Source organism: Nonomuraea sp. NPDC049709 (genome assembly GCF_040674815.1).
In the GTDB taxonomy this organism is placed as follows: domain Bacteria; phylum Actinomycetota; class Actinomycetes; order Streptosporangiales; family Streptosporangiaceae; genus Nonomuraea.
Map to the genome: position 1 here is coordinate 1 of NZ_JBFANM010000187.1, position 4,119 is coordinate 4,119.

5 protein-coding genes are annotated in these 4,119 nt (G+C 62.9%); 4 read left to right on the forward strand and 1 reads right to left on the reverse strand.

What is annotated here, in order from left to right:
* Positions 1–725 precede the first annotated feature (725 nt).
* A complete protein-coding gene (locus tag AB0J69_RS61480) occupies positions 726–1,469 on the reverse strand; it encodes a tyrosine-type recombinase/integrase (protein ID WP_364138612.1) in 744 nt (247 codons plus the stop codon).
* Positions 1,470–1,601: 132 nt separating this feature from the next.
* On the opposite strand from AB0J69_RS61480, the gene AB0J69_RS61485 reads away from it, so the two are divergent.
* The 4 genes from AB0J69_RS61485 (at position 1,602) to AB0J69_RS61500 (ending at position 3,955) form a co-directional block, all read left to right on the forward strand.
* On the forward strand, positions 1,602–1,898 hold the full coding sequence (locus AB0J69_RS61485) for a hypothetical protein (protein ID WP_364138615.1): 297 nt from the start codon (positions 1,602–1,604) through the stop codon (positions 1,896–1,898).
* Between the two features lie 353 nt (positions 1,899–2,251).
* Complete coding sequence (locus AB0J69_RS61490) at positions 2,252–2,701, forward strand: hypothetical protein (protein ID WP_364138618.1); 450 nt, start codon at positions 2,252–2,254, stop codon at positions 2,699–2,701.
* Between the two features lie 210 nt (positions 2,702–2,911).
* Complete coding sequence (locus tag AB0J69_RS61495; RefSeq protein ID WP_364138620.1) at positions 2,912–3,490, forward strand: hypothetical protein; 579 nt, start codon at positions 2,912–2,914, stop codon at positions 3,488–3,490.
* 147 nt (positions 3,491–3,637) lie between these two features.
* Positions 3,638–3,955, forward strand: a complete 318-nt coding sequence (locus tag AB0J69_RS61500; protein ID WP_364138622.1) for a hypothetical protein — start codon at positions 3,638–3,640, stop codon at positions 3,953–3,955.
* Positions 3,956–4,119 lie beyond the last annotated feature (164 nt).

A 4,119-nucleotide genomic window follows, 5' to 3' on the forward strand; every position in this document is an offset into this window, starting at 1 on the left:
CTCATAGCTGGCCCGCCGTCCCAACCTCGCCATGCATGAATCGTCCCACAGACCATCCCAGAAAGTCCGAAAACCTATGAACGGATTAGATCATGATTCGCACTGTGGTGAGACACGGTCATGCCGCAGGTGGAAGGCCATATCTCAGCCGCAACGGTCACGCGCTGTAAAACCGTCGGCTCAGCCTACGCAAGTTCGAACCTTGCACCTGCCACCAGCAGTAAGTGCAGCTCAGAGGCCCTTCGGGGCCTCTTCTGCGTTTCAGGGACATGTCGCTGTAGGCAGCTCTAAGCGGCCGTTTGTCGGTGGTCGCGCAATATACGCGCAATGATCTTGGAGTCGTTTTCGCAGGTCGGACCAGCGGTTTCGGGGGTCGCGCGTCCCAGGAACGCCAAAGGGCCCCGGAGATCATCCGGGACCCTGACGCGCATGTTCACGCTGATCGCAGCCGTTCCTCTATCCACTGGTGGCCGGCATCCCAACTCGTGAACTCCTCCAGATGCTCTCCGCTCTGAGCATCGAAGACGTGATACCGCCGTCTGCCCTCCTTGCCGGTACGGATCAGGTCATAGGAGCCCTCGTGCGAGCGGTACCAGATGCACTCCCCGCCGTCCGCGCGTCGCGAGGTAGGTGATGTGTACGTGTACGCGTACTCACTAACCGTTCGATCCGACATGGGCTGGATCGTATCTCCGCACTCCTCCCGAGGGGAGATCTCTGACGGCTCAGGCTGCCAGGGCGTCATCGATCCTCCGATTCGCGATCTCTTGGTGGCCGTCGATGCACTTGGCGTAGACGCGGAGGAGGACGTCAACGCTGTGACCCGCCCGCTCGGCCACCTCCGGAGCCGGGACGCCGGCGTTGAGCCAGAGGGATACGGCCGCGTGCCGGAGGTCGTAGGGGCGCTTGGCGAGCGGAGAGGCGACCTGGGCGGGCGTGAAGGCCAACTTGCGTGCCTCCTGCCAGACCTCTGTGTAGGCCGTTGAGGCGACCACTCCGCCGCGCTCGCTCTGGAAAAGTCGGCCGTTCGGCCCCAGCCCGAATTCGGCGATGTGGTCTCGCAGGATTGTGACCAAGGTCGGCGGGATGGGCACGGGCCGGACGTCATCCCGTCCGCGATGCTTGAGTCCACGTTCCTCGTGAGCGTCGCCGGTGTCCGTCCATTGCGTGTTGACCTCCGGCCGGGAGACGTCGATGAGGAGGCGTCCCCAGCCCATCTCTGGAAGGTCGCAGTCCCCCTTACGCAGGGCGATGGCCTCGGCCGGCCGGAGAGCGGCGTAGTACATGCACGCGAACAAGGCCGTGAGCCGCCTACCGCGTCCCCGCCTGCCTATGTAGGTCACCGCGGTCAGCAGCTCTTGCGCCTGTCGAGGGTTGACCACGATCCGAGGATCTACCGTCTCGGTGGTCTTGGGCGGCTTCCACTTGATCCGGTGCAGCGGATTTGCCGAAAGCTCCTCCAGCTCCACGGCGTACTCAAGGCGGCGACTCCGCCGCCGCGCGCGGCCCTGCGCTCGGCCGCACGCCGAGCGTGCGGCCTTGGGGCCGTTCTCGCGCGCGGCCGTGCTCGGGCCGCGCGCAGGCATGAGACCCTGAACCCCGTGGCGGCTCAACCATCCCGCGCCGAGATCGAAGCGCACTTCGAAGGCCTTCTCCACGGCGCCGCGACCCGTGACGAGGTCGATCGGTGGGCCGCGCAATGGGTCTGTGCCGATGTCCCCGATGTAGACGATGACCTCGTGTGGTGGGCGCTAGGACTCCTCCACGGCATCGACCTGCGTACCGGCCCCGAAGGCGAGTATCTCCACGACGACGATGCGATAGCCGGCTGGCTCAGCGAATTCCGTAGCCAGGCCAGGATGAACGCCTCTGGCGAGGGCACTCCGGTTCCAGGGTGATCGCCGTAACGTACTACCGAGCGCTCCGGCAGGGTTGCTGTGGACGACGCCGCACAGATGCAGCACTACGATCGCCACGGCATGGCTGGCCGACGTACGTGCTTGGGGGCGATCGGTGGTCCAGGGCTTCGTTCCTCAGCCCTGGACCACCGAGCCACGTTGTTGCGGTCTGCGTTCAAGCGAGGCCATAGACACCGCCGGTTGATGCGCATCTCCCACGGTTGGAGGTATGCGGCGTGATCGCTGAGACGGGCGATCCTGCTTTACGGCTGCATCGCCGGAGAAGGCGAGCGGAAAGCCGGAACGGTAGACGCCCTGTAGAGAGCCGGACGACTCTCGGAGAGAATGACCATGTGGATCCTACGGAGATCGTCATCGGCAGAGGAGGGCAGTGCGATCATGTGCTCATCCAGGTTCGCAGTCGTATGCATCCTGGCTCTACCGACTTCTGGGACGGAAACTGGCTGACCTCTCCCATCCATGTGGGGGTCGGCGGATTCACGGCCAGGATCGATGCGGGGCTTCGGGCCGATGAGCTCCGCGACTTCCGGATGGCTTTGGAACGCGTCTACGCAGGAGTCCGGGGAAGCGCCACCCTGTCCTCCGTGGAGAATTGGATTGAGGTCAACGTCGAATGCCATGCCAGAGGTTCTCTGTCGATCTCAGGGACTGTGGCTGATCATCCTGGGATGCGGAACACCCTTAACTTCGTGATCGAGGGCTTGGACCAGACAGACCTCCCGCCGCTCGTGGACGCGCTTATTGCCGTTGAGGAGCGATTCCCCATACTGGGCCGCGACTGACTGCTCCATGGGAACCACCCAAACGGACGATCTTGAACTCCTGTGAACGAAAACGAACGGCGAGGATGTCAATCGACGAGGTGGCGGACGCCTACGAACACCCACGAAGATCGTTTGGGACCTTGTAAACAGAAGGTCGAGCCTCAAGGGGCCAGGCCGGGAGCCACACACAAGGCGTCTTGTCGGTCGTAGGCGCTACGGTCTGCTCCTGTGACGATCAGCGAATCCGCCCGGCGCCTGGTGCTCAGCAAGGCTGACGCGCCCATCCTGGAGCCAGTGACCAAGTTGGGTGGCCAGCCGGTGTGGGTTGACGTGCCGCAGTGGCCGCTGTCCACCGAGTTGGGAACACCGATGATGTTCCTAGGCCAGTTTCGGCTTCCCGGGGAGGGGACTCGAATGGCCTACCTGTTCATGACCGGTGGTGAGGACTTCGTCGATGGCACGTGGGAGAGCGAGGGGGGTGAGAACGCGCTGATCGTGCAGCCCGGACGTGTGCCCTCCTTCATCGCGGTGACTGGTGAGGCGGAGGGCCCCACGATGAGTGAGGATCTTGCTGTCGACCTGATGCCGGCCGGTCCTGCCGAACTCGGAGAGGGCTGGGACAACCGGCTTGGCGGTTCCCCCACCTGGCTCCAGGACGAGGAGTATCCGCCCGGGGATTGGAGCTTCCTGTTCCAGCTTGACGGCAGTGACGAGTTCTATGATGTCAACTTCGGCGATGCCGGTGTCGGCTACGGATTTCTTAGTGCTGATGGCAGAGAGGGTCGCTTTCTGTGGCAGTGTGCATAGGGCTGGGCCCTTGTGTGCTCGCTAATCTCGTGCCACGGATCTGACCGTCGGGTATCAGCAGAGCTGTCTCCCGGACATCGCCCTGTTCGCCCTGATCCGCGACAATCAACTGTGGGGAGGGCGAGAGGCGCACATTGGAGGAAATGGGTGATCAAGAGGCGGCCACTGCGGTTCAAACCTGGTTGGGCATGGCTGATGTCTCTTGCCAGCGTCGCTTTGGTTCTCGTGGTCGGAGTCTATTTCTCTAATCGAGACGATCCCGGGAGAGCTAGTCGATCAGTCCCCAAGCCGACCAAGAACGACGATGCATCGAATGCGAAGATCATCGATAAGGATCAGCGTATCGAAATCGATCTCGATACCTTCGATCAGAGCGGCAGCCCGTTGTGGCCGCTGATAGAGGAGCTCCGTAGCGCCGTCCCCCAGAACAATTCCACGGCCACGGAGCCCGATAGGGAGAACTGATCTAGATCGTAGGCCTGCATTCGCGCCCTGGGCGTTCACACAATCGACCCACCGTGCAATATGCGTGCAATGATCCAATCAGTTCGTGGGTTTCTGGACTATCGGAGGCTGGCGGCGATGTAGGCCAGATGAGGATCGGCGAAGAACGATCGCACCAGCGCAGG